The sequence below is a fragment of the Rhodococcus sp. NPDC003348 genome (assembly GCF_053589375.1).
Map to the genome: position 1 here is coordinate 26,171 of NZ_JBSFRT010000008.1, position 21,690 is coordinate 47,860.

The window sequence follows — 21,690 nt, forward strand, 5'->3', positions numbered from 1 at the left end:
CCTCTCGGATGAGCCGGAATGGGGATTGGGTGACCTGCGCTAGGACGCGCCCGGGTCCCGGAGGATCGGGCAGGACATGCAGCGGGGTCCACCGCGACCGGAACCGAGTTCGGAACCGGCAATACGCAGGACCTCGATGCCGGACGCCTCGAGCCGGGCGTTGGTCTCGACGTTGCGTTCGTACGCGACCACGACGCCCGGTGCGAGCGCAAGGGTGTTGTTCCCGTCGTCCCACTGCTCGCGTTCGGCGGTGACGTGGTCGAGGCCGGTGTCGATGACGCGGAGCTTGTCGATTCCCATCGCCGCGGCCGCCGCGTCGATGAACGGCTCGGCACCGCGGATCGACACACCGCCATCCTCGTGGCGCAGCGTGAACGCGGACAGGGTGTGCGCGGCGGCCGGGTACATCACCACGGCGTCGACATCGACCATCGTGCACACGGTGTCCAGGTGCATCGACGCGCGCCGCTGCTCGATCGGCACGACGAGCACGGTGTGTGCGAGACCGTCTTCGAAGACGCTGCGCGCCAACGCCTCCGCACCGGCGGGGGTGGTCCGCTCCCCCACCCCGACGGCGATCACCCCGGGCGCGAGCAGCAGCACGTCGCCGCCCTCCACCGGCGCGGTGTGCGACTCGTACGCACGGCGCACCCCGCGGAACCGGGGATGGTGGGCGTAGATCAGGTCGGTCAGCGACGCCTCGCGCACCCGCGCGGGCAGCGCCAGCGAGGTGATCGCCACCCGGTCCCCGATCCAGAACGACGAGTCGCGGGTGAACAGCAGGTTGGGCAGCGGTTCGATGACGAAGTCCCCACCGTGGTGCATCCGGCGCACCAGCGAGGGGCCGCCCGGCCCGATGGGCAACTCGTCGAATGTCATCCCGGCGGTCAGGACGGTCGCGAGCGCGGCCGGGTCGACGGTGCGCAGGTAGGCCGAAAGCTCCTGGGCGAGGGTGTGTCCGAGCCGACGCGGATCGACAGCGGCCGCGATGCCCTGGATGCGGGCCGCGCCGCTGACCGTGAGCGCCTCGGTCAGCACCTGCGAGAGCAGCAGCACCTCCACCCCGCGCGAGCGCAGCAGGTCGGCGAACGCATCGTGTTCGTCCTGGGCGCGATCGACCCATGGCAGCCCGTCGAAGAGCAGTTGGTCGTTGTTGCGCGGAGTCAGCCGCTTGAGCTCGTCGCCGGGCCTGTGCAGCAGCACGGTACGCAGCCGTCCCACCTCGGAATCGACCCTCGGAGACTCGTGCTCGCTCATGGTTAGACGGTAGTCCCCACCCTGGCGGGCCGCGAATCACCACCGCGGCGAGCCGCGAAACACGACCGCGGCGGGCCCGCGTTGACCCTCAGCCGATCAGGCCGCGTTCGCGTGCCACCGCCACCGCAGCGGTGCGGCTGTCCACGCCCAGCTTCGAGAACACGTGCACGAGGTGTGATTTCACGGTCGCCTCGGTGACGAACAGTTCTTTGGCGATGGCGCGGTTGGACAGACCCCGGGCGACGAGTCCGACGATCTCCGTCTCGCGCGCACTCAACTCCACTCGGGGAGAGCTGATCCGGCGGTAGAGACGTTGTGCGACAGCCGGGTTGAGGACCGTCTCACCTCGCGCCGCCGCGCGCACCGCGTCGACCAGCACCTGCGGGTCGCTGTCCTTGAGCAGGTACCCCGACGCCCCCGCCTCCACCGCGCGGAGGATGTCGGCGTCGGTGTCGTAGGTGGTGAGCACGACCACCCGGGGCGGGTCGGGGTCCGCGAGGAGCGCCTCGGTGACCTGCGCGCCGTCTGCGCCTTCCCCGAGACGCAGGTCCATGAGCACCACGTCGGGCCGCCGGGCCCGGACCACCGCCAGCGCTTCCTCGCCGGAGGCCGCCTCACCGACCACCTCGAGTCCGTCCTGGGAGGCCAGCAGTGCACGCAGTCCGGCCCGGACGACGGGATGATCGTCCACCAACACGACCGTCAGTGTCATGACGCGGCCCACCGCGGTGTCATGACGCGGCCCACCGCGGTGTCATGACGCGACCCACCGCGGGCGTCATGACGCGACCCACCGCGGGCATCATGACGGCACCGGAAGCGTTGCGGCCAAGGCCGTCCCGTCACCGATGGCGGACTCGACCACCAACGACCCACCGAGTGAGTCGAGACGGTCCCGCATCGCCTGCAGGCCGAACGTGCCGGGAGCGGGCCCGGCGGCCGGGTCGAACCCGACGCCGTCGTCGACGACGTCGAGACGCACCTCGTCGGGGGTGTACGTCAGCGTCAACCGCACGTGCCGCGCCCGCGCATGCAGTCGCACGTTCGACAGCGCGCTCTGTGCGACGCGCAGCAGTGCGACGTCGTACTCCATCGGCAGCACCGTCGGTTCGCCGTCGACGACGAACTCACCGTCGATGCCGGTGTGCTCACGCAGTTGTCCGACCAGACGACCGAGCGCGGACGCGAGCGAGGCGTCCTCCAACGCGGACGGCGTCAGTGCCCCGACCACCCGTCGCGCCTCGACCAGGTTGTCCTGCGCGGTGCCCGCGATCTGCTCGAGTGCCGCGACCGGGTCCGGCCCACGCTGACCCGCGCGGGCGAGCAGGACTATCGACGAAAACCCCTGTGCGAGAGTGTCGTGGATGTCGCGGGCGAGTCGCGCCCGCTCGGCGACCGCGCCGGCCTCACGCTGAACGGATGCGAGTTCGTCCTGGGCGCTGAGCAATTCGTTGTGCGAGCGGGTGAGTTCGTCGTACAGCCGGTGTCGCTGCTGGGCATCGCGGACCAACTGCTTGTACACGAGCGCCATGCCTGCGGCCGCGCCGGCACCGAAGATCGGCCCCAGGATCGATGCGACCGTGTTGGCGGTGCCGTGCCACAGGATCGTCGCGATCGCCATCGCGGTGATCACCACCGTCGCCGTCAGTGCCGCGACCGTCGACAACAGGTGAAAGCACAGGAAGAACAGCGGGAACGCCACCCACGCGAAGTCCGGGTTCAGCACGGCCAGCCCCAGCCATCCTGCAACGAGGATCGCGAGCCACACTGCCCCGTACCCGCCCCGGCCGGTGGCCGCGGACCTGCGGGCGAACCAGACACCCGTCACATACCAAAGGAGCACCAGGACGGCGAGGGCAACTGCCGGAACGGGATTCGGGTCGTCGACGACAGCGCGCGCGACCCCGACGGCCAGCAGCAGCACGAACAGTGCGTGCGCGCCGAGCGCCATGACGCGCAGCACCGATGCCGGGCCGCGCTCGTGGAGCACCGAGGCCGAGCCCCGATCACGAGGCACAGGGAGTTGCATTTCGTCCACGCTAACACCGCCCCGGGCCGCTGGGCGGCCGGAGCCGCCGGATTCCAACTTTCGATTGAGCACGAAACTCAACCGTTGCGCGATGCCGGCACCCGCCCTCGGCGACGACGCTGGAAGCCATGTTCCTCAGTATTCGTGACCTCAGGTTCGCCAAGGGCCGCTTCGCCTTGATGAGCGCGGTTCTGTTCCTCATCTCGCTGATGGTGGTGATGCTGTCGGGACTGACCGCGGGCCTGGGCAACCAGTCCATCGCCGCGGTGCAGAACATGGGCGCGGACCACTTCGCGTTCGGGGAGCCCGCCGAGGGGCAGCCACTGTCGTTCTCCGATTCCCGGGTGACCGCGGCCGAGCGCGACGCCGCAGCCGCACGTCCCGGCGTCGACGACGCCGCGATCGTCGGCATCGCCCCGACCCGCATGACGGTCGACGGCCGCGACGTCAGCGCCAGCGCGTTCGGCGTCGACGGGTCCTCGTTCGCCGCGCCCGTTCCGCTCACCGCGGGCACGATCGCGGTCGACCGGGCGTTCGCCGACGACAACGGCTGGTCGGTCGGGCAGCGCGTCGAGGCGGGCGGGCGCCCCTTCACCGTCACGGCACTGGTCGACGACTCCTACTACAGCCACCAGCCCGTGGCCTGGTTCGACCGCGACGACTGGCTGGCGCTGCCGACCGCCGGTGGCAGCGAGGGCACCGTCCTCGCGCTGCGGACCTCCGGCGGGTTCGACGCCGCGGCCACCGCAGCGGCCACCGGAACCGTGATCACCGACGTGGACGGTGCGTTCGACGCGATCGGCGGCTACAGCTCGGAGCACGGGTCGCTGCTGTTGATGCAGACCATGCTGCTGGCCGTCAGCGCCCTCGTTGTCGGTGCCTTCTTCACGATCTGGACCATCCAGCGCGCTCAGGACATCGCGGTTCTCAAGGCCGTCGGCGCCTCGACCGGTTACCTCCTGCGCGACGCGCTGGGGCAGGGCCTGGTGGTGCTGGTCCTCGGCGCCGGCCTCGGTACCGCCGCCGCCGTCGGATTGGGAACCCTTGCCGCCCAGGCAGTCCCGTTCACGCTGACGGTCACCGGTACCCTGCTGCCATTCCTCGCCCTGATCGCTCTGGGCACCCTCGGCGCCACCGCCGCCCTGGTCCGCATCGTCTCGGTCGACCCCCTCACCGCGCTCGGCGCGGCCCGCTGACACCCTCGAAGGAAGGAACCCTCGATGAGCATCTCGCTCAGCAACACCGTCCTGACCTACCCCGACGGGGAGACCAGACTGCGCGCCCTCGACGACGTCTCCTTCGCGGTCGACCGCGGACAACTGGTCGCAGTGACCGGCCCGTCGGGGTCCGGCAAGTCGAGCCTGCTCGCAGTTGCCGGGCTGTTGATCACCCCCGACTCGGGCACCGTCAGCATCGACGGCGTCGACGTCACCGGGCTCGGCCGGTCCGAACGCACGACGGTGCGCCGCGAACGACTCGGGTTCGTGTTCCAGCAGTCCAATCTGCTCGCTTCGCTGTCCGCGACGGAGCAGCTGCTGATGATGACCCACCTGAGCGGAGGCCGGGTCCGGCGTGAGCGGGACCATGCCCGGGACCTGCTGACCACCCTCGGGCTCGGCGGGCACCTCGACAAGCGGCCGCACCAGCTCTCGGGCGGCCAGCGGCAGCGAGTGGCGATCGCCCGCAGTCTGATGAACGACCCGTCCGTACTGCTCGTCGACGAGCCGACCTCCGCGTTGGACGAGGCCAGGAGCCGGGAGATCGTCGGACTGCTGGCGTCCCTTGCCCGCGAGCGGGGCGTCGCGGTCGTGATGGTCACCCACGACCTCGGACAGCTGGACCTGGTCGACGATGTGTACGAGATGCACAGCGGGGCGCTGACACTCGGCACCCGTCCCACGACCGCAGCCGCCTGAACGCACTCCCGCCCCGCCTCGGAGGTTCCGGGGCGGGGCGGGAGTGTGCGGTCGATGATGCGCTACGAAGCGAAGAGACTGTTCAGGTCCAGGCTGCCGCCGCCGGTGCCGGGCACCGGCTCATCGGTGACGGTGATCGTCGTCGTGCTCTCGGAACTGAGGTAGCCGGGGGCACCGCTGTAGACGGCTCGGATGTCGTACGTCCCGCTCTGGCTGAACATGTAGCTCTGCTGCGCTTGCCCGTCGGACAGGTTCGCCGGGTTGCCGAGCGGCTCGGTACCGCTGAAGTACTGCACGGTCCCCGCGGTGGGCTTCGGCGTGACGCTCGAGCGCAGGAAGAGGTAGTGGCCCTTCTGCGCCTGCGCCGGGATGTTCAGGGTGAGAGTGGTCGCGACATCGGTGGCGCCGGGGGCGGTGACGGTGATGGTCTGCGCCGCCGAGGTCGAACCGGTGAATCCGGGGGCGCCGGAGAACACCGCGACGATGGACTTGGCACCGGTGACGTTGAAGTTCTGCACGATGCCGGCAGTGCCGTCGGCACCGACGTCGGCGGTGCCGAGCACCGTCATGCCGTTCTTGAACGTGACCGTGCCCGCGCCCGGGAAGGGCGAGACCTGCGCCTGGAGTGCCACATCGGTGTTGATCAGCGACGTGGTCGGGATGATCAACGTGGTCTGGGTGCTCTGGTCGCCCGCCTCGATGGCGATGGACTGCGCCGGCGAGACCGACTCGAGCGCGTAGCCGGTGGCCAGGAACTTCGCGGTGATGTCGAAAGTGCCCGCGTCGGTGTTGGACGGCGTCCAGTCGAAGGTTGCGACGCCGCCGTTGAGCGTGCCGGTCCCGACCTCGTCGGTGCCCTTGTAGAACTTGACCAGGTCGCCGTTGCGGCCGCCGAGAACGTTCGCGGTCAGCGTCGACTTCACGCCGCCCTTCAGTGCGCCGACCGGCTTCAGTTCGGTGGTGGTGACGTTCTTCGTGACCGTGTATGCCGGGCCCTGGTTGCGGTATTCGCCGGATGCCGTGGTGCCGCCGTAGGCGACGCCGGTGTTCTGGGCGACCTCGCGGGTGCAGTTCTCGCCGACGGTGTACTGGAACTCGAAGGTCTGCGCGGTGGTGGCGTCCCACGAGCCGGAGACCCTGACGGTGCCGGCGCCGAGGCTCGACACCGCCACCGGAAGTCCGTTCACCTTGGCCGAGTCGTTCTTGTAGTTCAGGCAGGTCGGCCGGACGTCCTCGACCCAGCTGACGGTGTTCCCGGCGCCGGTGATCGTCGTGGTCGCGGTGACCACCTCGCCCTCACCCGGCGTCGCGTTGCTCACGGTGCGACTGAAGCTCAGCGCGCCATCCGACCACGTCACGGTGGCGGGGTCGGCTCCCGCCGCTCCCGCTCCCATCGTCACCGCGAATCCGGCGGCCACGGCCAGCGCGCTCGCTGTCGCGATCGCACGGCGTCCAGACATCCCCGACATGTCATTCCTTCCGAACCGGTGGGCGACCCAGATGAGCCCCCGACTGTGGCAAACGGAGCCCGACGTCCACCGCGTGAATGGACGAAATGCTCCGAAATCGGGGAGCAGTAGATCACGGTTCGATCACCGGCGACGGCGGTTTCGACGAAGTTGGTCGGACGTCCATCCAGACCGATCGCGACCAAGCAGACTTTTCGGTCTGCTCAAGATTGCCGCAGGCTAACGCAGGAATTTGCCGAACTGGTCGTTGGCGAACTGCATGACGAACTCGTACGGCGGGGCGAACTTGCGTGCCCACCAGTAGCCGAAGCGGACGTCCGCCGACGTGTACACCAGGAAACGGTTCTTCTCGATCCCCCGCACGATGCACCGGGCGACCTTCTCCGGCGACGCCGCCCGCTTCTCGAACCGGTGCACCGCCTTGCGCACCCGCGGGTCGTCCCGGTCCACACCCGCGATCTCGACGGTCCCGACCAACGGTGTCTGCACCGCTCCGGGGACGACCAGGGACACCCCGATCCCGTGCCGCTTCAGGTCGAAACGCAGCACCTCCGACACCCCGCGCAGACCGAACTTGCTGGCGCTGTAGGCGGCGTGCCACGGCAGCGCAAGCAGCCCCGCCGCCGAGGAGACGTTGACGAGGTGACCGCCGCGACCGGCTCGGACCATCGGGGGGACGAAGTTCTCGATGACGTGGATCGGCCCCATCAGGTTCACGTCGACCATCGACTTCCAGTGCCGGTGTTCGAGATTCTCCACGGTGCCCCAGGCGGAGATGCCCGCAACATTCATCACGACATCCAGGGCACCGTGCTCGGCGTCGACCTGCTTCGCCCACTCGGTGACGGCCTCGTAGTCGGACACGTCGAGCGCACGCGAGTCGGCCACCACGCCGCCTCGGTCGGTGACCAGCGCAACCGTCTCGGACAATCCGGACTCATTGATGTCGGTGAGGAACAGATGGGCGCCTTCGGCTGCACAGGCCAGCGCCGTCGCACGACCGATGCCGCTGCCCGCCCCGGTGATGAGGCACTTCTTGCCGCCGAGATCCTTCACGCTGCCCCCTGCCGTCCGGACGATCCGAGTGGGGCGGATTCTACGTGGACGGCGCTACGAGCAGCACGATATGAGCGGCCGAGGCCGCCGCTCGCCGCAGCGCTCTCAAGACCGGGTCGCCATCTCCTCCTGGTAGCCGCGGATCGTCCGTTCGAGTTCCTCGGCCGTGGCCGGGTCGTCGTGACCGCGGGCGTAGTCGGCGCGATCCCGCAACATCCGGATCGCCCTGCGCAGTTCGTCGTCCGACATCCTGTGATCCATGTCACCCAGTGTGCCCCGTTTCCCAGCACCGGCCAACAACCCGGAACAGCAGACCGCGCAGCGTTATCCTGAGAGGTGACGTGGGTCACAAGTCTGTCCGGGTTCGCCGGCGCGCGATCTAAGGAGGATCCACCATGAGCCTCGACACCCTCTGCGCGGCGTTCCAGGACACGGCCGCCCGCCACCCCGACAAGGTGGCACTGCGCACGCCCGACGACGAGGTGGCGATCACCTGGCACCAGTACTCCGAGAGAGTCCGCGCCATCGCCGCCGGCCTCGCGAAGCTGGGTGTCCGCCACGGCGACACGGTTGGCCTGATGATGACCAACCGACCCGAGTTCCACCTGGTCGACACCGCCACTCTGCACGCGGGCGGCACCCCCTTCTCGGTCTACAACACCCTCGCCGCCGAGCAGCTGACCTACGTGCTCACCAACGCGGGCAACCGGGTCATGGTGTGCGAAAGACAGTTCCTGCCGGTGCTCCGCGAGGCCGTGCCGGGAACCGCGGTCGAGCACATCGTCTGCGTCGACGACGCCCCCGACGGCACTGTCGGACTCTCGGAGCTCGAGGCGAACCCCGACCCGGACTTCGACTTCGAGGCCAGCTGGCGCGCGGTCCGCCCCGACGACCTGATCACCATCATCTACACCTCCGGCACCACCGGGCCACCGAAGGGCGTGGAGCTCACCCACGCGAACGCCGTCGCGCTCCGCGACGCGATCGCCGATGTGGCCTATGTGACCTCGGACGACCGGGTGCTGTCCTACCTGCCCGACGCCCACATCGGCAATCGCGGAGCGGCCCACTACCTCCCGATCTTCTTCGCGGAGGAGGTGACCACCCTTGCCGATCCGAAACAGATCGTGACGACGCTGCCGAAGGTGCGCCCCACGATCTTCTTCGGGGTCCCGCAGGTCTGGTACAAGGTCAAGGCCGGCGTCGAGGCCGCGCTCGACGCCGAGCCCAGCTCGGCCAGGCGGCGACTGGCAACGTGGGCGTTGGACGTCGGCAGGCGCACCGCTCGCATGCGGTCCGCAGGCACCCCGATCCCCCACCGATTGGAGCTGCAGCACGCGGCCGCAGATCGGCTGGTACTCGCCCCGATCCGGCGAAGGCTCGGCATGGACGAGGCGCGATTCGCCGTCTCCGGGGCCGCGCCGATCTCGCCCGATGTCCTGACATTCATTCTCGGACTCGGCATTCCGTGCTACGAGCTGTGGGGGATGTCGGAAACCACGGCGATGGGGGCCGCGAACCGGCCCGGCTCGATCAGGATCGGGACCGTGGGCGAGGCGGTGACGGGCGTGACCCTGAAACTGGCCGACGACGGCGAGCTCCTGGTCTCCGGGCCGACCGTGATGCGCGGGTACCGCGGCGAACCGGAGAAGACCGCCGAGGCCCTCGATGCCGACGGCTGGCTGCACACCGGCGACATCGCGACCATCGACGCCGACGGTTACGTCACGATCGTCGACCGCAAGAAGGAGCTGCTCGTCACGACCGGAGGGAAGAACGTGTCACCCGCGGCGATCGAGGACGCACTGCACGCGGCGAGCCCTCTGATCGCCGGAGCAGTCGCCATCGGCAACGAACGGCCGTATGTGACCGCGCTGCTCACCCTCGACCCCGAGATGGCGGCGGCGTTCGCGATCCGCACCGGGGGCACCGACGACTCGCCGAGCGCGCTCGCCGAGGACCCGGAGGTGCGCGCCGAGATCGCGCGCGCCGTCGAGGCCGCCAACACCCATCTGTCGCACGTCGAACAGGTCAAGAAATGGGCCCTGCTGCCCGACGTCTGGGAGCCGGGGGGCGATGAGTTGACTCCCACGATGAAGTTGCGGCGCAAGCCGATCGACGCGAAGTACGCCCGGCAGATCGAGGACCTGTACACGGCGCACTGACCCTCCCCGGACAGCACGGATCCCCGCCTCCGCGGACGGTGACGGGGATCCGAGTTTTCAGCGGACTAGCTGGAACCGAACAGCGAGCCCAGGCTGCCGGAGCCGCCGTCACCGCCGTCGCCACCACCGTTGCCGGCCGCGACCTGCACGGACTCCGAGTCGGCGGAGGCGTTCACGTTGCCCGCCCCCGAGTATTCGGCCTTGATCACGCGCTGGCCGGCGGTCGCCGGGGTCCACGACAGGCTGGCGGCGCCATTTGCGTCGACCTGCGCGGTCCCGATCACGGTGTCGCCGTCCTTGAAGGTGACGGTGCCGCCCGCATTGCCCGGGGTGACCTGCGCGGAGAGCATATTCGCCACGCCGACCTGCGGGTTCGCACCGACCGCGAGGGCGGTGCTGGACGAGACGTTGCCCGCCGGCGCCTGCGCGACGTCGACGGTCGTGTTCGCGGCCGACCCGGTCACGCCGGTTCGGCCCGAGAAGGTCGCACTGATCGCGTGGCTGCCCGCGGTCGACGGCACCCAGGTGTAGGCGGCCTCGCCGTTCGCGGCGACCGGGACCTCGGCGAGGGTGGCACCGCCGTCCTTGAACACCACGGTGCCACCCGCGGCGGCCGGGGTGACCGTCGCCTTCAGCACACTCGGGCTGCCCACCTGTGCGCCGGTGACCGCGGCCAGAGCCGTCGACGACGCGACGTCGGAGTCGGAGACCTGCACGCTCTGCGCGGCCGACTCCGACGCGTCCGCCTTCGCGGTGGCCGGGAACTTCGCGACGAGGGAGTGCGAGCCCCGGTTGCCCGGGGTCCAGTTGTAGGTCGCGACACCGTTGTTCAACGTGCCGGTACCAACCTTGGTACCGCCGTCGTAGAACTCGACGGTGTCACCGTTCGCCCCACCGGTCACCGACGCCGACAGGCTCACCGCCTGACCGACCTGCGCCCCCGACACCGCCGCCAACGTGGTCGTGGAAACATTCTTACGGACCGTGATCGCCGGCCCCTTGTCCTGGTAGACACCCTCACCAAGGCTGCCCGCATAGTGCATCGTCGTCATCAACGGCACGCCGCGCGCGCAGTCCGGCCCGACCTTGTACGAGAACTCGAACGTGTGCGACTTCGGATCGATGTTCGGGTACACCGTCCAGCTACCGGCAACCTTCGCGAAGTCCGCGGCCTGACTGTCCAGCGCACGCGGCGAACCATCGACCTTCGCCGAACCCTCGACATAGGTCAGGCACGTCGGGTGCACGTCCTTCACCTGATAGAGGATCTCGAGCACGGTCAACGCCTTGCGCTCGAACTTCGTCGACGACGTGATCACGTCGCCCTCAGCCGGATTCGCATCACTGATCGTCCGCGTGAAATGACTGCTGCCATCCCACCAGTCGACAGTCGCGGGCGCCGCACCCGCGGCGCCGGCACCGGCCGTCACGGCGAAGCCGGCAGCCACCGCAAACGCGCTGACCCCACCGACGACGCGGCGAATGTTCTTGTCGGACATGCTGTTCCTCTCAAGGATGAGCCGGGACGGCCCGTCTGCTCTGGACTGTGTCGGAACCGGCTCAGGAGCCGAAGATGTTGTCGAGCGATCCGGTGCCCGGATCGGTGCCGGGATCGGTGCCCGGATCGGACACCGTCACCGTGGCCGCCGCGGAGGTGGAGCCCAGGTGGCCCTGCGCACCGCTGTAGACCGCGACGATCTCGCGGCCCCCGGTGAGCGCGAACGCGTGCGACAGGGTCGCCTTGCCATCGGTCACCACGACCGGGCCGCCGATCGGTGCGGTCCCGTCGAAGAACTGGACGGTGCCTCCGGCCGGGCTCGGGGTGACGGTCGCAACGAGGTCCACCGCGGCGCCCTTGACGGCGGTCGCGGGGACGGTCAGCGCCGTGCTGGTCGCGACGTCGGACGGATCCGGATCACTGACCGTGATGGACGCGTCCGCCGCCGTCGACGCCGTGAAGCCGGTGCCGCCGGTGAACCGCGCCTTGACGCTCTTGACGCCCGGCGTGGCGAAGGTGTGGGTGACATCGGCGACGCCGGCGACGACGTTCACGGGCGCGAGCACCTGGCCGTCGACGGTGAGCTCCACGGTGCCGACGGATCCGATCGGGGCACTGTCCGGGCCCGCGACCGTCGCGTAGAGGTGAACGGCCTGCCCGGTCTTCGCGCTACCGGGGACGTTCAGCGTCGTGGTGGTGGCCTTGTCCGTCGGGACGACGGCCGACACGGTCAAGGTACGAGCCTCGGACACCGAGGCGATGAACCCGGGCGCACCCAAGTACACAGCGGTCAGCTGATGGGCACCCAGAGACAGTGCCCGGCTGATCGACGCGGTGCCGTCGGATCCGACGGGCTCGGCCGCACCGATGTTGGTGTCACCGTCCTTGAACTGGACCGTGCCGCCGGCCGGGGTCGGCGCGACCTGGGCGGTCAGCGTGACGGCCTGACCCTCGGTGGCCGTTGCCGGCGCGGTCAGGGTGGTGGTCGTGGCCTCGTCCGGGACCGACACCGTCACGGTGAACGGTGCGGACGTCGAACCGGTGAACCCGGTCGCTCCGGTGTAGACCGCAGTGATCTGGTGGGCTCCAGCGCTCAGCGACGGCACGGTGACAGACGCCTTGCCGTCCGCACCGACCGCGACCGCGGCCCCGAGCTCGGTGGCACCGTCCTTGAACTGGACCGTGCCCCCCGTCGGGGTCGGCGCAACCTGGGCGGTCAGCGTGACGGACTGCCCGTCGACAACGGTCGCGGGACCGGAGACGGTGGTCGTGGTGGACGTGTCGGGCACGGTGGCGGTGACGTTCTGCGCGGCCGAGGTCGAGCCGTCGGTGCGCGCGTTGCCGAGGAACTTCGCAGTCAGCGAGTGCGCACCGCCCGCGGTCGGGGTCCAGTTGTAGGTCGCGACACCGTTGTTCAACGTGCCGGTACCAACCTTGGTACCGCCGTCGTAGAACTCGACGGTGTCACCGTTCGCCCCACCGGTCACCGACGCCGACAGGCTCACCGCCTGACCGACCTGCGCCCCCGACACCGCCGCCAACGTGGTCGTGGAAACATTCTTACGGACCGTGATCGCCGGCCCCTTGTCCTGGTAGACACCCTCACCAAGGCTGCCCGCATAGTGCATCGTCGTCATCAACGGCACGCCGCGCGCGCAGTCCGGCCCGACCTTGTACGAGAACTCGAACGTGTGCGACTTCGGATCGATGTTCGGGTACACCGTCCAGCTACCGGCAACCTTCGCGAAGTCCGCGGCCTGACTGTCCAGCGCACGCGGCGAACCATCGACCTTCGCCGAACCCTCGACATAGGTCAGGCACGTCGGGTGCACGTCCTTCACCTGATAGAGGATCTCGAGCACGGTCAACGCCTTGCGCTCGAACTTCGTCGACGACGTGATCACGTCGCCCTCAGCCGGATTCGCATCACTGATCGTCCGCGTGAAATGACTGCTGCCATCCCACCAGTCGACAGTCGCGGGCGCCGCACCCGCGGCGCCGGCACCGGCCGTCACGGCGAAGCCGGCAGCCACCGCAAACGCGCTGACCCCACCGACGAAACGGCGAATGTTCACATCTGACATGCGTTTCCTCCACGGCGGACCGCGACCGGAGGGTCGTCGGGCCCGTCGTACTCCTGTCTCGGTGCGCCAGTTACCTCGGCATGTGGCCTCGCGGGCACAAAGTCGGAGAGGAGTAGATCACACTGTTCGTCAGTTCAGAGGCGTTTCGGAGGAGAACATGGACGAACGTCCGACACACGAAAAACGGGGAGCGACCGATGTTTCACCAAACGAGCTATCTGGCAGCAATTGCCACACGGGCCGGATGCACGAAAGGCGTCACCCGCGGTGCGGGTGACGCCTTTCGTGTCCAACTGGTGGAGCTGAGGGGAATCGAACCCCTGACCTCTTCGATGCGAACGAAGCGCGCTACCAACTGCGCCACAGCCCCAATCCTTGCCCTCCGAAGGAGTGCCCGGCAACTCTAACAGGCCCATCCGCCAACCATGAAATCGGCTGGTCGGCGCCGTTTCCGGCGGACCCTGCGCGGCTACTGACCGACCACCCGGCGCACGTCCTGCGGGCCCTCGTCCTCTTCGAAGTGCGGATCGTGATGGTCGAGGTGATCGAAGACCGGGTCCTCGTCGTCGACCTCGAGCACCACCGCACCGGGACGGCGCAGGCGGGACGGCACCAGCCGCAGTTCCTCGTCGTCGTGCGATTCCACGCCGAGCCGGGAACGAGTCAGCCGAGCCATCCGGCGGAGCCGGATCTCCTGCTCGATCTGGACCTGGCGACGCAGGTACGCGAGATACCCGCCCAGACCGAGGACCGCGGCCACACAGGCCCACCACAGGGCCGGGGAGATGATCAGGGCCAGTGCCGCCGCCATGATCGCGGCGAGCACCAACCCGAGAACCGCCCGCTGCCGGAAGGCGTAGCGGGTCGCGCGGGCGATGGCATCGGCCTCGGGATCGAAGCCGCCGCGTCCCCGGCGGTACGGAACCGAGCCACCGTCGTCGTACCGCGGCACCTCCCGGTCGTCCTCGTCGGCGTACTCGGCGTCTCCCAGGTCGGGGTCGTCGTAGTCGAGGTTGTGGTGGTCCACGTCTGCTCGAGCGTGCGCTTCCATCCAGTCCTCCGCGTGCATCGGGCGATTGGGGTCTGGGCGCCAGTTCGGATCGCTCCGGTGCCCGCTCGCCGGGCCGCGCCGGTTCTGACGGGCGTGTTGTTCGCGATCGAGTACGCGAGTGGCGAGTGCCGCGTCTGTGGTTTGCCGGATCCGGGGGCGGCGCTTGGCCTGCATCGGAAGCAGCACGAACAGCCACATCGCCACCAGCGCGACGACGACCAGCGAGTTCGGCATGTCGGGCGACCTCCCTCCCTGTCGGCTGCCAGCACAGCTGTCACCTGCGTATTCGACCCGGTTGGTCCACTCAGGCTAGTTGCGTCGGCGCGCTGTTCCCCGCAGACGCGCCGACTCAGCTTTCTCATATGCCACATTAGTCACTGCTGCCGCATTGGCGCACCCCGGGTAACGGATATGTAGCCAGGGCTACTTTCAGCCCCACGACGCCCGGCCCGCCCGGACCAGTCGATCCGCGACGGTAGCCTCGACCTCCTCGACGGTCATCCCCACCAGGAGGTGGTCACGCCACTGACCGTCCACGTCCAGATACCGCTCCAGCAGGCCTTCCTCCCGGAAGCCGACATTGCGGAGCACCGCCCGGCTGGGCAGGTTCTCCGGACGGACGGTCGCCTCGATGCGATGCAGTCCGACGGGACCGAAGCCGTGGTCGAGCCCGAGGGCGAGTGCCGCAGTCGCCACACCGCGACCACCGTCCTCCTTCGACACCCAGTAGCCGATCCACGCCGACCGCAATGCGCCCCGCACGATGTTGCCGATCGTCAGTTGGCCGCAGAACCGCCCGTCGAGCTCGATGACCATCGGCAGCATCCGGCCCTTCCGGGCCTCCGCCCGCAGCGACGAACACAGGCCGGGCCAGTTCCCGATGTGGTGCCGGGCGTCCCACGGCCCCTCACCGGTCGGCTCCCAGGGCCGCAGGTGGTCCTCGTCCCGGATCCGCAGCCGGCTCCACGTCGCCGCGTCCCGCAACCGGATGGGTCGGAGGGTGACCTGTCCCGCGGGCACCACGAGCGGGCCGAGTCGGGCCGGCCACCCGGGATGAACGGTGTACCGGCGCAGGGCCGTCGACACCGGGTCAGCCCCGCTGAGCGAGGAAGGCGACGTCCACGCGGTCGCCGGTACGGATGTCGGTCACTTCCGGATCGACCAGCACCAGGCAGTTCGCCTCCGCGAGGGTCGCCAGCAGGTGCGAGGACGAGCCGGGGGCCCCGCCGAGCGCCTGGACCAGATATTCGCCGCTCGTCTCGTCGCGCATCAACTGCCCCCGCAGGAATCCCTTGCGGTCCTCGATCGACGTGATCGGTGCGACGGTCCGGGCGGTGACCACCCGGCGCATCGGCTGCCTGCGTCCGAGCGCGATGCGGATCAGCGGCCGCACCATCACCTCGAACACCACCAGTGCGCTCACCGGGTTGGACGGCAACAGGAAGGTCGGGACCTCGTCGCGCCCGAGCTGACCGAAGCCCTGCACGGATCCCGGATGCATCGCGACCCGCTCGACCTCGAGGTCGCCGAGTTCACGCAGCGCCTCCCGGACCTGGTCGGAGGCACCGCCACCCACCGCACCCGCGATGACCACGATCTCCGAGCGAATCAACTGGCCCTCGACGACCTCCCGCAGCCGCCGCAGGTCGGTGCCGGCGATACCGACCCGGTTCACGTCCGCTCCCGCGTCGCGGGCGGCGGCCGCCAGCGCGTACGAGTTCACGTCGTACACCTGACCGGGACCCGGCGTGCGGTCGACGTCGACGAGTTCGCCGCCGACGCTGATCACCGACAGCCGGGGCCGCGGATGCACGAGCACCTTGTCGCGACCGACCGCGGCGAGCAGGCCGACCTGCGCGGCACCGATGATGGTGCCCGCACGGACCGCGACGTCACCGGGCTGCACGTCGTCGCCGACGCGGCGCACGTAGTCGCCGGATCGCACCGGCCGCAGCACCCGCACCCGGTTCTGGTTTCCGTCCGTGCGATCGAGCGGAAGCACGGCGTCCGCGAGGGTCGGCATCGGCGCGCCGGTGTCCACGCGGACCGCCTGCCGCGGCTGCAGCCGAGTGGGCTGGCGCGACCCCGCACTCACCTCGCCGACGACGGGCAGCACGACCTCGATCGGTTCACCGTCGTCACCGACGTGCCCGCCACCGGCCGCGGACACGTCCACACTGCGGACCGCGTAGCCGTCGATCGCGGCCTGGTCGAAACCGGGAAGGGGGCGCTCGGCAACCACTTCCTCCGCGCACAGCAACCCCTGTGCCTCGGAGATGGCGACCCGCACGGGACGGGGTGCGACTGCGGCGGCGGTCACCCTGGCCTGCTGCTCCTCAACCGAGCGCATGTAGACGCTGCCTCCCGACCCCACTACCGCTCCGTCTGCTGCAGTCTCTCGACGAGCCACTCACGCAGCGACGGACCGTATTCTTCGCTGTCGAGCGCAAAGTCAACCGCAGCGCGCAGGTAGCCGCCGGGATTTCCGAGGTCGTGTCTCCCACCCCGGTGCACCACCACGTGCACGGGATGCCCCTCCGCGATCAGCAACGCGATCGCGTCGGTCAGCTGCAGCTCCCCACCCTGGCCCGGTGTGATCCGCCGCAGCGCGTCGAAGACGGCACGGTCGAGCAGGTAGCGGCCGGCTGCGGCGAAGGTCGACGGGGCGTCCTCCGGCTTCGGCTTCTCGACCATGCCGGTCACCTTGAGCACATCCGGGTTGACCGCGTCCGGGAGCTCCTCGACCTCGAACACCCCGTAGGCGCCGACCTGGTCCTTCGGGACGTCGATCGCGCACAGGACACTGCCCCCACGCTTGGCCCGGACCCGGGCCATGGTCTCGAGCACGCCACGCGGCATCACCAGATCGTCCGGCAGCAGCACCGCGATGGCGTCCTCGTCGTCGTCGAGGACGGACTCCGCACACGCCACCGCGTGGCCGAGCCCGAGCGGCTCGTCCTGCACGACCGACTCCACCTTCAGCAGGCCCTGCGCCTTGCGCACCTTCTCGAGCAGGTGTGACTTGCCGCTGGCCTCGAGCTTGCTCTCCAGCACCAGGTCCTCAACGAAATGCGCGACGACCCCGTCCTTGCCCTCGGAGGTGACGATGACCAGTCGGCTGGCGCCCGAATCGGCCGCCTCGCCGGCGACGAGTTCGATTCCGGGAGTGTCGACGACCGGCAGCAGTTCCTTCGGCACCGTCTTCGTCGCGGGCAGGAATCGGGTACCGAGTCCCGCCGCTGGGACCACCGCGGTGCGGAAGGCCCTGTTCGTGTTGGTGCCGGTGTCTGTCATGGGCACACCCTATCCGTGCCGACTCTCGGCCCGGGCTCTTAGGGTTACCGGTATGAGAAGTCGGACAGTCGGCCCGTGCCGGTGACGAAGACGCAGTGGCGCACGGAGATCCTGGCCCGTCGTCGTGACGTGGCTCCCGGAGCGAAGGCCGGCGAGGACAACGCGATCGCCGCCGCTGTCGCCGGTCTCGGTGCACAGCTCGGGCCGGACGCGACGGTCTGCGCATACGTGCCTGTGGGGCGCGAGCCGGGTTCGACGGCGATGCTCGACGCCCTGGCCGCCCTCGTCGGCCGGGTTCTCCTGCCGGTCGCACACGAGCCGGGCCCCCTGCGGTGGGCCACCTACCTCGGCGTGGACGCCCTGGTCCCGGCTCCCTTCGGGCTGAGGGAACCCGCGCCGCCGTACCTGCCGCCCGAGACCGTCGCCGAGGCCGCGCTGCTGCTTGTCCCCGCCCTGGCGGTGGACCGCCGCGGGGTGCGGCTCGGGCGCGGCGCGGGGTTCTACGACCGCACGCTGTCGCTCGCGGCCGCCGGAGACGGGACGGGCACCCGGCTCGTCGCCGTCGTTCGCGATGACGAACTGGTGGACGAACTGCCGGAGGATCCGCACGACATCCGGATGCAGGCGGTGTTGACGCCGGCCGGCGGGCTGCGCCTGCTCGGGGCGGCGGAATAGGCAGCGGATTACCGGCGTTGGCACTCAGGACTGTAAAGTGCCAGTGCCTGCGGTATCACTTGCCCAGGCTTCGAGTACCCGCGCGGAGGAACCTGCAGTGCCCACCTACTCCTATGCCTGCACCGAATGCGACAACCGCTTCGACATCGTGCAGTCGTTCACCGACGACACCCTGACCGTCTGCAACGAGTGCAACGGGAAGCTGCGCAAGCTGTTCAACTCGGTGGGCATCGTGTTCAAGGGCAGCGGCTTCTACCGCACCGACAGCCGCGGCGGCGGCAGCACCGCCAGCGAGCCGGCCAAGTCGAGCACGTCGACGTCCGATTCCTCGTCGTCGTCCTCGTCGTCCTCGTCGAGCACCCCGGCCCCCGCCGCCAGCGCCACCACCAGCTAGTTCTCGTTTCTCCACAGCCCCCGGATCCCTCCACAGGACGGGTCCGGGAGCAGCCCTGCGCGGTCGTGCCCACCCTAGCGTGAGCACATGACCCGCGACTTCGAGCGGCTCCGCGACGTCCTGTCCCCCACGCCGGTCGACAGGTTCGCGCGGCTCATCCGCCCCGACTGGACCCGCACCGCGCTCGCCCGCCGGGTGCTCGCCGGCGCACTGACCGTGCTGGCCCTGCTGCTGGCGGTGCGCGATCATCCTGGCGACGACCGCGTCGAGGTCGTGACGGCGGCCCACGACCTGAGCCCGGGTGCCGTCCTTCACGAATCCGATCTGCGACTGGCCGCCCTGCCCGCCGCCGCCGTCCCGGGCGGCGCGCTCCGGGGCCTCGACGACGCCCTCGGGCACACCCTGGCCGGCCCCGCCCGGTCCGGGGAGGCGCTGACCGACGTCCGCCTGCTCGGCTCCCGCCTGGCCGAGGGCACCGCCGGACCCGATGCCCGGATCGTGCCCCTGCGGATCGACGACTCCGAGGTCGCCGGACTGTTGCGGGCCGGAGACCGCGTCGACATCCTCGCCGTCGACCCCGAGGGCGGTGCCGCACCGCGCGTGCTCGCCTCCGCCGCGACGGTGGTCCTGGTGGGACAGCGGGACGGTGGACGGTCGGCGCCCGCGCCGGTGGTTCTCGCGGCACTTCCCGAGGCCACCGCGACCGCGGTGGCAGCGGCATCCCTCACCGGTGCGCTGACCGTCACACTGCGGTGACCGTCACAGCGCGCCTGCCGGTCCGTGTTCGTGCGGTTGCCGCCCTTCCCGGACAGTCCCTAGCATCTTGGGTGTCCGATTCCCTTGTCAGATCGAATCGAATCGAAACGAGGACTGGCCATGCTCAAGGGCTTCAAGGATTTCCTGCTCAAAGGCAACGTGCTCGACCTCGCGGTCGCGGTCGTCGTCGGCACCGCGTTCACCGCCATCGTGACCGCTTTCACCGCCAACCTCATCGAGCCTCTCATCGCCGCACTCGGCGGCAGTCAGGAAATGGGCTTCGGATTCCAGATCACCGACAGCCCAGAGACTTTCGTCAACATCGGCGCCGTGATCAGCGCCGCCATCAACTTCGTGATCATCGCCGCGGTCGTCTACTTCGTCCTCATCGTGCCGTACAACCACGCCAAGGAACGGTTCATGACCAAGGAGGAGAAGACCGCGACGGACATCGAACTGCTCACCGAGATCCGCGATCTCCTCGCCGATCGCCGCATCGAACGGGCCTGACCGCACCGCCGCCGACGGAGCACCGGCCGCGTCGGATTCGGCTCGGCCCCTGCTCGGCCCCTGCTCGGCATCCGGGATCCCAGCGACTCCCACACACGGGTCTCACACCGGAAATTACCGCGTGTCCGTTTTGCCAGTGGGTAACGGTTGTCCTTAGCATTTGAAAGATCCGAGCCCCCGTACCCAATCGAAGCGAGGACCAGGCATGCTCAAAGGCTTCAAGGATTTCCTGCTCAAAGGCAACGTGCTCGACCTCGCGGTCGCGGTCGTCGTCGGCGCGGCCTTCACGGCCATCGTGACCTCTTTCACGGACAACATCGTCAACCCGCTCGTCGCGTCCGTCGGCAGCGCAGACATGGGCTTCGGATTCCAGATCACCGACAGCCCGGAGACCTTCGTCAACATCGGCGCCGTGATCAGCGCCGCCATCAACTTCGTGATCATCGCCGCGGTCGTCTACTTCATCCTCATCGTGCCGTACAACCACGCCAAGGAACGGTTCATGACCAAGGAGGAGAAGACCGCGACGGACATCGAACTCCTCACCGAGATCCGCGACCTGCTCTCCGAGCGCCCGGTCGAGCGCTCCGTCGACTGACGGTCCGCACACCGAATCGGAAAGAGTTGGGGCCGTGACGCTTTCGTCACGGCCCCAACTCTTTTCAGTCGTGTCGGGGGAAGCGGTTCCGGCTCACCCGATGCTGAACGGCTGTCCCCACGGGGTGACACTGCCCGAGACCGTATCCGTGTCCACCGTTACCTGGACGAACGAACGAGACTGGGCGTGGCCGGCCGATCAGCGACCGCCTGGCAACGCGGGTGCGCCGCCAGTCGACGAAGGAGGCGTCAACCGTGATGTGGAGGGACCTGGCGACGCAGCCACTCGTCCGTGGACGCCTCGGCTCCGGCCCCGTCGGAATCGGACCGCTCGTCGCGGGTGGTCTCGGGCAGCACTTCTCCGAAGATGCGCGCCAGCCGGGCCCGAACTTTCGGGTCCCGGCTGGGGTGCGCGCCTCGTGCGTCGTCGGTGTTCGTCATTCCTCGATTCGGGACAGCTCGCCGATCACGGCACTGGCGAGCGGCGTCAGGGTCGCCATCCCGTCGCGAACGGCAGCGCGGGACGACGCCAGGTTCGCCACCAGGGTACTGCCCGACACCCCGACGACTCCGCGCGAGAGGCCGGCGTCGAGCGCACCGGCGGCCAGACCGGAGGACCGCAGCGCCTCGCTGATCCCGGGAATCTCCCGGTCCAGCACCGCAACGGTGGCGTCGGGGGTGACATCGCGGGGTGACACCCCGGTGCCGCCGACGGAGATGACCAGGTCCACGCCGCCGATGACCGCCGTGTTGAGTGCGTTGCGGATCTCGACCTCGTCCGCGGCGACCGCGACCACCGCGTCGACGAAGAATCCGGCCTCGGTGAGCAGCTCGGTGACCAGTGGTCCCGTCGAATCCACTCCGTCACCGTGAGCGGTTCGGTCGTCGACGATCACCACGAGTGCGCGGCCGGCCAGCGGGGCTTCGATGTCCATGACT

General features: G+C 69.4%; 22 protein-coding genes, 1 tRNA gene and 1 pseudogene. 8 read left to right on the forward strand and 16 right to left on the reverse strand.

What is annotated here, in order from left to right; genetic code table 11:
• Positions 1–39: 39 nt before the first annotated feature.
• The 3 genes from ACWDU4_RS07485 to ACWDU4_RS07495 form a co-directional block, all read right to left on the reverse strand.
• Complete coding sequence (locus ACWDU4_RS07485) at positions 40–1,257, reverse strand: arginine deiminase (protein WP_450113242.1); 1,218 nt, start codon at positions 1,255–1,257, stop codon at positions 40–42.
• An 88-nt stretch (positions 1,258–1,345) separates the two neighbouring features.
• A complete protein-coding gene (locus ACWDU4_RS07490) occupies positions 1,346–1,969 on the reverse strand; it encodes a response regulator (RefSeq protein WP_450113243.1) in 624 nt (207 codons plus the stop codon).
• A 90-nt stretch (positions 1,970–2,059) separates the two neighbouring features.
• The gene (locus ACWDU4_RS07495; RefSeq protein WP_450113244.1) at positions 2,060–3,286 is read right to left on the reverse strand and encodes a sensor histidine kinase; all 1,227 of its coding nucleotides are present in this window, start codon (positions 3,284–3,286) and stop codon (positions 2,060–2,062) included.
• A 128-nt stretch (positions 3,287–3,414) separates the two neighbouring features.
• Here ACWDU4_RS07495 and ACWDU4_RS07500 point away from each other — a divergent pair, with 128 nt between their 5' ends.
• A complete protein-coding gene (locus tag ACWDU4_RS07500; protein ID WP_450113245.1) occupies positions 3,415–4,482 on the forward strand; it encodes an ABC transporter permease in 1,068 nt (355 codons plus the stop codon).
• A 24-nt stretch (positions 4,483–4,506) separates the two neighbouring features.
• Positions 4,507–5,202 carry an ABC transporter ATP-binding protein gene (locus tag ACWDU4_RS07505; protein ID WP_450113246.1) on the forward strand — a complete coding sequence of 232 codons (696 nt, stop codon included), beginning with the start codon at positions 4,507–4,509 and terminating at the stop codon, positions 5,200–5,202.
• Between the two features lie 62 nt (positions 5,203–5,264).
• On the opposite strand, the gene ACWDU4_RS07510 is transcribed toward ACWDU4_RS07505, so the two are convergent.
• The 3 genes from ACWDU4_RS07510 to ACWDU4_RS07520 form a co-directional block, all read right to left on the reverse strand.
• Positions 5,265–6,662, reverse strand: coding sequence for an Ig-like domain-containing protein (locus ACWDU4_RS07510; protein WP_450113247.1), 1,398 nt, complete (start codon positions 6,660–6,662; stop codon positions 5,265–5,267).
• A 228-nt stretch (positions 6,663–6,890) separates the two neighbouring features.
• Entirely contained in the window at positions 6,891–7,727 is an 837-nt protein-coding gene (locus tag ACWDU4_RS07515; RefSeq protein ID WP_450113248.1) for an SDR family oxidoreductase, read from the reverse strand.
• Between the two features lie 105 nt (positions 7,728–7,832).
• A complete protein-coding gene (locus ACWDU4_RS07520; RefSeq protein WP_450113249.1) occupies positions 7,833–7,988 on the reverse strand; it encodes a hypothetical protein in 156 nt (51 codons plus the stop codon).
• Positions 7,989–8,122: 134 nt separating this feature from the next.
• Between ACWDU4_RS07520 and ACWDU4_RS07525 the strand changes: the two genes are divergently transcribed.
• Positions 8,123–9,892, forward strand: a complete 1,770-nt coding sequence (locus ACWDU4_RS07525) for an AMP-dependent synthetase/ligase (RefSeq protein ID WP_450113250.1) — start codon at positions 8,123–8,125, stop codon at positions 9,890–9,892.
• A gap of 65 nt (positions 9,893–9,957) precedes the next feature.
• Here the strand turns inward: ACWDU4_RS07525 and ACWDU4_RS07530 are convergent, their stop codons facing one another.
• The 7 genes from ACWDU4_RS07530 to ACWDU4_RS07560 form a co-directional block, all read right to left on the reverse strand.
• Positions 9,958–11,391: an Ig-like domain-containing protein gene (locus ACWDU4_RS07530; RefSeq protein WP_450113251.1), complete on the reverse strand. Its 1,434-nt coding sequence runs from the start codon at positions 11,389–11,391 to the stop codon at positions 9,958–9,960.
• 61 nt (positions 11,392–11,452) lie between these two features.
• Positions 11,453–13,474 carry an Ig-like domain-containing protein gene (locus ACWDU4_RS07535; RefSeq protein ID WP_450113252.1) on the reverse strand — a complete coding sequence of 674 codons (2,022 nt, stop codon included), beginning with the start codon at positions 13,472–13,474 and terminating at the stop codon, positions 11,453–11,455.
• Positions 13,475–13,768: 294 nt separating this feature from the next.
• Positions 13,769–13,844 (reverse strand) — tRNA-Ala (locus ACWDU4_RS07540).
• Positions 13,845–13,943: 99 nt separating this feature from the next.
• Entirely contained in the window at positions 13,944–14,759 is an 816-nt protein-coding gene (gene sepX, locus ACWDU4_RS07545) for a divisome protein SepX/GlpR (protein WP_450113253.1), read from the reverse strand.
• Positions 14,760–14,954: 195 nt separating this feature from the next.
• Positions 14,955–15,611: a GNAT family N-acetyltransferase gene (locus ACWDU4_RS07550; RefSeq protein ID WP_450113254.1), complete on the reverse strand. Its 657-nt coding sequence runs from the start codon at positions 15,609–15,611 to the stop codon at positions 14,955–14,957.
• A gap of 4 nt (positions 15,612–15,615) precedes the next feature.
• Positions 15,616–16,875: a molybdotransferase-like divisome protein Glp gene (glp, locus tag ACWDU4_RS07555; RefSeq protein ID WP_450113255.1), complete on the reverse strand. Its 1,260-nt coding sequence runs from the start codon at positions 16,873–16,875 to the stop codon at positions 15,616–15,618.
• Positions 16,876–16,898: 23 nt separating this feature from the next.
• Entirely contained in the window at positions 16,899–17,819 is a 921-nt protein-coding gene (locus tag ACWDU4_RS07560; protein ID WP_450113256.1) for a UTP--glucose-1-phosphate uridylyltransferase, read from the reverse strand.
• Between the two features lie 75 nt (positions 17,820–17,894).
• On the opposite strand from ACWDU4_RS07560, the gene ACWDU4_RS07565 reads away from it, so the two are divergent.
• The 5 genes from ACWDU4_RS07565 to mscL (ACWDU4_RS07585) all read left to right on the forward strand — a co-directional run bounded on the left by ACWDU4_RS07565 (position 17,895) and on the right by mscL (ACWDU4_RS07585) (position 20,752).
• Entirely contained in the window at positions 17,895–18,494 is a 600-nt protein-coding gene (locus ACWDU4_RS07565; protein WP_450113257.1) for a 5-formyltetrahydrofolate cyclo-ligase, read from the forward strand.
• A 97-nt stretch (positions 18,495–18,591) separates the two neighbouring features.
• The gene (locus ACWDU4_RS07570) at positions 18,592–18,888 is read left to right on the forward strand and encodes an FmdB family zinc ribbon protein (protein WP_450113258.1); all 297 of its coding nucleotides are present in this window, start codon (positions 18,592–18,594) and stop codon (positions 18,886–18,888) included.
• Positions 18,889–18,975: 87 nt separating this feature from the next.
• A complete protein-coding gene (locus tag ACWDU4_RS07575) occupies positions 18,976–19,644 on the forward strand; it encodes an SAF domain-containing protein (protein ID WP_450113259.1) in 669 nt (222 codons plus the stop codon).
• A gap of 120 nt (positions 19,645–19,764) precedes the next feature.
• A complete protein-coding gene (gene mscL, locus ACWDU4_RS07580) occupies positions 19,765–20,154 on the forward strand; it encodes a large conductance mechanosensitive channel protein MscL (protein ID WP_450113260.1) in 390 nt (129 codons plus the stop codon).
• Between the two features lie 205 nt (positions 20,155–20,359).
• Positions 20,360–20,752 (forward strand): large conductance mechanosensitive channel protein MscL, encoded by a 393-nt coding sequence (mscL, locus tag ACWDU4_RS07585; RefSeq protein ID WP_450113261.1) that lies wholly within the window; start codon positions 20,360–20,362, stop codon positions 20,750–20,752.
• A gap of 93 nt (positions 20,753–20,845) precedes the next feature.
• Here mscL (ACWDU4_RS07585) and ACWDU4_RS07590 read toward each other — a convergent pair.
• From ACWDU4_RS07590 to ACWDU4_RS07600, 3 genes and pseudogenes are all read right to left on the reverse strand, one after another.
• Positions 20,846–20,935: pseudogene (locus ACWDU4_RS07590) on the reverse strand (MspA family porin); the annotation flags it as partial.
• A gap of 65 nt (positions 20,936–21,000) precedes the next feature.
• Complete coding sequence (locus ACWDU4_RS07595) at positions 21,001–21,192, reverse strand: hypothetical protein (RefSeq protein ID WP_450113262.1); 192 nt, start codon at positions 21,190–21,192, stop codon at positions 21,001–21,003.
• Complete coding sequence (locus ACWDU4_RS07600) at positions 21,189–21,686, reverse strand: MogA/MoaB family molybdenum cofactor biosynthesis protein (protein WP_450113263.1); 498 nt, start codon at positions 21,684–21,686, stop codon at positions 21,189–21,191. Before ACWDU4_RS07600 ends, ACWDU4_RS07595 begins: the two co-directional genes overlap by 4 nt.
• Between the last annotated feature and the right edge of the window lie 4 nt (positions 21,687–21,690).